Consider the following 6524-nt stretch of genomic DNA (forward strand, 5'->3'; position numbering starts at 1 on the left):
CAGACAAGGGTCTCGGGGGCATGCCCCCGAGACCCTTGTCATCCCATCAACCCCAAGCCATAAAAAACGGGAACTCTCCTTTTGAGTGGATACAAAAAGGGGGGCACGTCATACTCAATAGCGAAGGTCGATTAACAGATATCGGAAAACCATGGACACATGCTGTCATCCGTCAGATTTTAAGCAACGAGAAGTATATAGGGAACAATGTTTACAATCGTGTTTCTTTCAAACTGAAACAGAAACGTGTTGTGAATGATGCCGATATGTGGGTTCGTGGTGATGGCGTTTTTGAAGGCATTGTTGATCCTGCTCTATTCGAAGCAGCACAAACCATTTTCGCGCAAAGAGCTCGCCGCTTTTCTAACGAAGAGCTTTTGAAAATGCTGTCTGATCTTCTTGCCTGTCGCGGTGTTCTTTCGGGCATGATTATCAACGAAGTTGAGGAAATGCCATCGAGTGCTGCTTATCGACATCGTTTTGGCAGTTTTCTCCGTGCCTATGAACTCATTGGTTATCAGCCTGCACGTGATTACCGTTACGTGGAGACCAACCGCCAGCTTCGACTAATGCACCCCGAGGTGGTCGCAGAAACCATCGCAGGAATTGAAGCCATTGGTGGCAGTGTGACTTCTAATGCCCGCAATGACCTGCTTTTGGTGAATCACGAAGTAACGCTGGCATTCGTTATTGCTCGTTGTCAAAGCACTGCGGCTGGCTCTCTTCGCTGGAAGGTTCGTCTTGATACCAGTTTACAACCTGATCTAACTGTCGTTGTCAGGCTCAACCCGGACAATAAAACTGTGAAAGATTATTATCTTCTGCCATGGCTGGATATTGGTCACAAACCCAGACTGGGAATGGCGGAAAATAACGAGATCAATCTGGACTCTTTCAGAACAGATGATTTGTCCCCTCTTTTTCACTTACTGCGTCGTCATACTTTGGAAGGACCTCTATGATGTCCAAAATTGTCATGATTCCTACAAACTCTATTGAAATTTTGAATCCTCGAGTCCGAAACAAGAAAATATTCGAAGAGTTGGTTGAGAGTATTCGCAAGATTGGCTTGAAGCGTCCCATAACAGTCCGAAACGCACCCAATGGTAAGAATCACGAACTCATCTGTGGTCAAGGGCGACTGGAGGCATTTCAAAAACTAGATCAAATAGAGATACCGGCCATGGTCATCGAAGCCACGCGTGACGAATGTTTCGTGATGAGTTTGGTCGAGAATTTAGCACGAAGGAACCTCTCTCCTCTCGAACTTATCCGGGAAGTCGGTTCCATGCGTGAGAGAGGATATAGCAACGCTGAAATAGCGGAAAAAGTCGGTTTCAGTGCTGACTATGTCTATTCCATTAATAGCCTTTTAGAAAAAGGAGAAGAACGATTACTTGATGCTGTAGAGCGCGGGATCATTCCTCACTCAATTGCAGCAGAAATCGCAAAAGCCGCAGATGCCGATGTTCAGAGAGCACTTACTGAGGCTTATGAATCTGGAGAGCTTCCTGGTAGCCAGGTTCTGGCCATCCGTCGGATTGTGGGAGAACGCAACACCATTGGTAAAGGTATGCGATCTGTTCGCCAAGGCAATAAAGGAGGACAACCAACAACTGCTACGGCATTGGTCCGAGCCTATCAAAAGGAAGTAGATCGGCAGAAAATGTTAGTGAAAAAAGCGCACCTTACCCAAGGTCGTCTGACTTTCGTTGTTGGTGCGATGGGAAAATTACTGGCTGAAGATCATTTCGTGCAGTTACTAAGAGCTGAAGGGTTGGCCTCCATGCCCCAGCCGATTGCAGACCGACTTGGTGTTGGGCAAGGTCAGCCATGAGTAAGTCAGTCCGCATTTCTTTTGAGCGAGAGGTGCGCGAAGTGCTTCTTGATTCGATTCTTCCTCTCCGTCCAATGAGCAAACGAATTACAGACTCAAAGCGGTATCAACGAATTGCGACTTCCATTGGCGCAGTCGGTGTGATCGAGCCTCTGGTCATTGCCAAAGCTGGTCGAGATGGACGACATATGCTTCTTGATGGCCATTTACGATTACATGCCCTGCAAGAACGAAAAATAGAAAGTACTCTTTGTATTATTTCCGACGACGATGAAACATTCACCTACAATAAGCGGGTCAATCGTCTAGCGACGGCACAGGAACATTATATGATTTCGCGTGCCATTGATCGTGGCGTGCCGCCTGCCATGATTGCCAAAGCTTTGGGCATTGATGAAAAAGTTGTTTTACATCGACGTAACCTGCTTGATGGAATTGCCCCAGGCGCAGTTGAGCTTCTGAAGGATCGACCGATTAATCCACATGTTTTTAGTATTCTGCGAAAAATGAAGCCACTCAAACAAACCGAGACGGCCGAACTTATGGTGGCTATGAATAACTTTACAGCCACTTACGCCAAGGCCATTCTGGCTGCATCGAAGCAAACAGATCTTGCGAAACCGGACCGTCCAAAAACGGTTTCAGGTCTGACATCGGAGCAGATGGCTAGAATGGAGCGCGAGATGGAAAGTCTGACTAAAGATTATCAAGCTCTTGAAGCAACCTTTGGAGATGATGTTCTTCAGCTTGTTCTTGCCTCTCGTTATCTCGGGCGTCTTATACAAAATACCAAGATTGTCGGGTATCTTGAAGCCCGTTATCCTGAAATTATCGTTGAATTCAGAAGCATTGTATCCGCAACATCTCTTGAACCAAACTAATTTTACAAGTTCACCCTTACCTCAGAACAGCCTGAAGACTTTTGAGATATTAACCATCATTAATCTCTTCCCGAAATCAGCAAAATAAGGTTAAACTGCCCTCAAGATGTTCCCAGATGGTTTAACCAATTCTGGGAACCAGAACACTAAACTGGAAGACAGCACGTCGCATTCTTTTAGCTGTTTCAAAGAGTTAGAAAACTGTCACTGCGGGTTGATGCAGGTTCGAGTCCCGCAGCTCGCACCACAGACTTCCCGGAAATGAACGGTTTTTCGGCCTGAATGGGGCAAAGACACTCTTTGCTCCACCGTCCTTCCCCACTGAAGGACGTCTCATGCTTCGTATTCGTGGCACCACTTACCACTTCCGCCGAATCGTCCCCCCTGCCCTTCGTTCTGTACTGAAGCGGCGAGAAATCTGGGTTTCTTTAAAAACAGGCTATCAGAACGAAGCTCGCAAACGGGCCTCTTTGCTGCATGCGAGAACAACCGAACTTTTTGATGAGACCTCTCGGGCTTTGGCTGAGGGACAAGAGCGACAAGCTGTCCCGCACGTGCGGGACGCACTGAAGAATCTGCATCGCCTGGTCGAAGCACCGATAGGCATTGAAGCGAGGCCGTTGCCCGCCTCAAGACCGAGACCACAACCGCAGAACATGCGGAAGGCTTCGGCAGCCGTTACTGCCTCCCCTCCCAAACCCCAGCCTTTACTGCTGTCTCAGGCTTTAACCCGCTTTGTTCTGGAGAACCCACACGCCAGCGCTGACACCCGTAAAGCCACCCAAAGAGCCGTAGAGCTGTTCCTACAAGCCTTTGGGGATGCCCCTGTCTCCATCATCGGCGGCGAGAAAGCCGGAGCCTTCCGGGACTTGCTATTTTCCCTGCCCGCATCACTGGGAAAGCGGAAAAGCAGTCTCACACTCCCAGAAGAAGCAGCCCGTGCCAAAAAGGACGGACGGCCCACTCTGAGCGGCAAGAGTGTGAAGAACCACATGATGCGGCTCTCAGCCCTCTGGAACCAGTTATTGCAACGCGAACTGGTCAAAAAGAACCCATGGACCGGATGGAGCTTTGAGAGTGGCTCAAAGACCATCCGCAGGGGCTGGAGCACTCAGGAATTACAAACTCTCATGACAGGAGACTGGCCTCGTAGCTCTGTCCCCGAAAGCACCTTCCGGATTGTCACGATGATAGGCGCTTACTCAGGCCTGAGATTGGGCGAAATCTGTCATCTGAGAACAGAAGACCTCCAGACGATTGATGGCATTCCCTGCTTTGTCATCCAGCCCCATACAGACAGTGGATGGTCACCCAAAACAGACGCTGGAACACGAATTGTCCCTGTGCACTCCAGACTCATTGAGGCAGGACTTCTCATCCTGAAAGACACAGTGGACGGCCCCTATGTCATTCCCGGACTCAACATGTCGAAAGACGGTGTCCGGGGAACAGTATTCGGACGGTCGTTCTCCACGATGAAAACACGTCTTGGACTTCCTGCTGAGATTACGTTCCATTCGTTTCGGCACAGCGTCTCCACGCAACTCCGAAACGCTTCAGCCGATATTCGGGAAATCTGGATTGATAGGCTTTTGGGCCACGAAGCCACCCATAAGAGCCAAGGCACCTCGACCTATCTGAGCGGCATCACGACGGCCAATCTCAAACAGACCGTCGAAGCCATTTCCTATCCCGACGACCTTTTCAGAAAAGGCTGGAGTTAGGCGGGAGCCAGCAGTGCTCAATGGCTACCCAAAGGGGCGCATCGAGCAGCAGGCAAGGGAGATTACATCCCCCGTTGACCCCCTTGAAAAAAAATCAAATTAAAGAAATAATATGAAATATATCGTAAGGAATACATCAATGGCTATGAATCCAGTAGTTCGCGCTCAATTAAATTCTTTCAAAGAAGCCAATCCCGATCCTGAACGGAGCGATAGCGATTTTTTTGAAGTTATGAGCATTTTTTCAGTAGAAAATGGTATTCTCGGAGAAAATAATGATCCTTTTAGAATACATTTAAAGGGAGAAGAATTTGGAATCGATGGAATCGCAATAAGTATCCAGGGAATAATATGCACTGATTCAGATGAAGCTTTAAGTATATTATCAAGCGGAAAAAATCATTCAGGATCTTTTAGAATATACCAATCAAAAACATCAGACAGTATTGACTATGGTCAAATATCAAAATTCCTTGATGCTGTTCATGACTTCTTTACCGATCTCAATCTATTAAAAGGCGATCAAATAGAGGATTTAGCGGGAGCTCGCGATAAAGTTTTTTCTGCTTCAGCGCGTTCAAACCCAGAATTAAAATGCTTTTTTTGCACAACTGGGTCAGGACAAGTATCTGATCCTATAATGGACTTGATTAATTCAAACAAAAAAAGATTAGAAGAATTAAATATATTTAGCTCAGTAGAAATATTTTGTTTTGGTGCAAAAGAAATTCAAGAAGGGTACAGAGCGGCAACTCAATCTTCAATTGCAACAATAAATTTTCCCAAAAGCATTACTTTACCAGATCATGAGGAAATAGATCAATCGTTTATCGGATATATATCAGCAGATCAAATAGTTAAACTATCAACTACAGAAGATTCAAAGGGTAATTTTCTAATTAATAGATCTTTATTTTACGACAACGTTAGAGATTTTAATCCAGACTCTGAAATAAATAAAAATATTTTATCGGAAATAAGTAGTGGAGATCACTCATCATTTGTCTTTAAAAATAATGGAATAACAATTGTTGCAAAAACAATATCCAGACGAGGAGATACGTTTACTATTGAAGACTACCAGATAGTTAATGGATGCCAAACAACAAATATTTTATCTCAAGCGAAAGAAAACCTGAACAATATTTTTGTTCCATTGAGAATTATTGGGAGTTCAAATTCCGATTTTATATCAAAAGTTATAATAGGAACTAACAAACAAAACGAAGTTCGAGAAGACCAGTTTTGGGCACTCCTGCCATTTATGAAAGATTTAGAAGTATATTGCGCAGGTCAGGATGGTGATCGAAAAATATTAATTGAAAGGCGCGACAATCAATACAGAGATATATCCAATGAACGCACGAGAATCATGAAATCATCTGATTTAATGAAAATATGTGCAGCAGCTTTTTTCTTCCAGCCCCATAGGGCAGCACGCGATCATCGTGGGATTCGTAATGAATTCTCTAAAAAGATTTTTCTTCCCACGCATAGCGTTGAATTATACCATGTAGCTGCATTGGCACTTTATAAATTTGATTATTTAATTAGAACCTCAAGGGTTAATAGATCATTTGCCATTAATAAATTCTATGTCCTTTATTCTCTCGTAAGAAAATTCTGGAAAACACCCGATCTTTTAAATGCACCACAAAGGTCAAAAGAAAAAGTTCACAGAGAAATAATGAAAATTATAATGGACAATGATGTTTATTCGAAATTTATTGAAGATGTATCATTAACAATAAATAAAATTGTCGATAAATCAGCTATTAAAACAAGAGAACAACTAAGAGATTATATAAGAACAGAATATTTTGCGGAAAATTTTACAAAATTATTCTTTAATTAATATATGATATTTTTCAGAGGTCTCGACAGTAGACCTCTGATTTTAACATTACCTAAATATCAAGAATATAATATTATATTTTTGTCTGTGAAATTTCATTTCTACTGAATTGGCATTGACGTGCCCCCCTTTTTGTATCCACTCAAAAGGAGAGTTCCCGTTTTTTATGGCTTGGGGTTGATGGGATGACAAGGGTCTCGGGGGCATGCCCCCGAGACCCTTGTCTG

General features: G+C 44.3%; 5 protein-coding genes. All 5 read left to right on the forward strand.

Translation table 11 applies throughout. From position 1 onward, the window contains the following. On the forward strand, window positions 1–962 hold a 962-nt coding region (locus PY793_RS13865; protein ID WP_275178577.1), incomplete at its 5' end, for a recombinase family protein. Beyond that, a complete protein-coding gene (locus PY793_RS13870) occupies window positions 959–1837 on the forward strand; it encodes a plasmid partitioning protein RepB C-terminal domain-containing protein (RefSeq protein ID WP_342803936.1) in 879 nt (292 codons plus the stop codon). The genes PY793_RS13865 and PY793_RS13870, both read left to right, overlap by 4 nt. Next, complete coding sequence (locus PY793_RS13875; protein ID WP_275178578.1) at window positions 1834–2718, forward strand: plasmid partitioning protein RepB C-terminal domain-containing protein; 885 nt, start codon at window positions 1834–1836, stop codon at window positions 2716–2718. The genes PY793_RS13870 and PY793_RS13875 overlap by 4 nt, the downstream gene beginning before the upstream one ends. A gap of 335 nt (window positions 2719–3053) precedes the next feature. Then, the gene (locus PY793_RS13880; RefSeq protein ID WP_275178579.1) at window positions 3054–4442 is read left to right on the forward strand and encodes a DUF6538 domain-containing protein; all 1389 of its coding nucleotides are present in this window, start codon (window positions 3054–3056) and stop codon (window positions 4440–4442) included. A 139-nt stretch (window positions 4443–4581) separates the two neighbouring features. Further along, on the forward strand, window positions 4582–6297 hold the full coding sequence (locus tag PY793_RS13885) for an AIPR family protein (RefSeq protein WP_275178580.1): 1716 nt from the start codon (window positions 4582–4584) through the stop codon (window positions 6295–6297). Window positions 6298–6524 lie beyond the last annotated feature (227 nt).

Origin of the sequence: Acetobacter fabarum, from assembly GCF_029069195.1 — a bacterium.
GTDB lineage: Bacteria > Pseudomonadota > Alphaproteobacteria > Acetobacterales > Acetobacteraceae > Acetobacter > Acetobacter fabarum_A.

Bases quoted from the DNA above. Each gene is read 5' to 3' on its own strand.
- PY793_RS13885 (WP_275178580.1), top strand. From the start codon at position 4,582: ATGGCTATGAATCCAGTAGTTCGCGCTCAATTAAATTCTTTCAAAGAA.
- PY793_RS13880 (WP_275178579.1), top strand. From the start codon at position 3,054: ATGCTTCGTATTCGTGGCACCACTTACCACTTCCGCCGAATCGTCCCC.
- PY793_RS13875 (WP_275178578.1), top strand. From the start codon at position 1,834: ATGAGTAAGTCAGTCCGCATTTCTTTTGAGCGAGAGGTGCGCGAAGTG.
- PY793_RS13870 (WP_342803936.1), top strand. From the start codon at position 959: ATGATGTCCAAAATTGTCATGATTCCTACAAACTCTATTGAAATTTTG.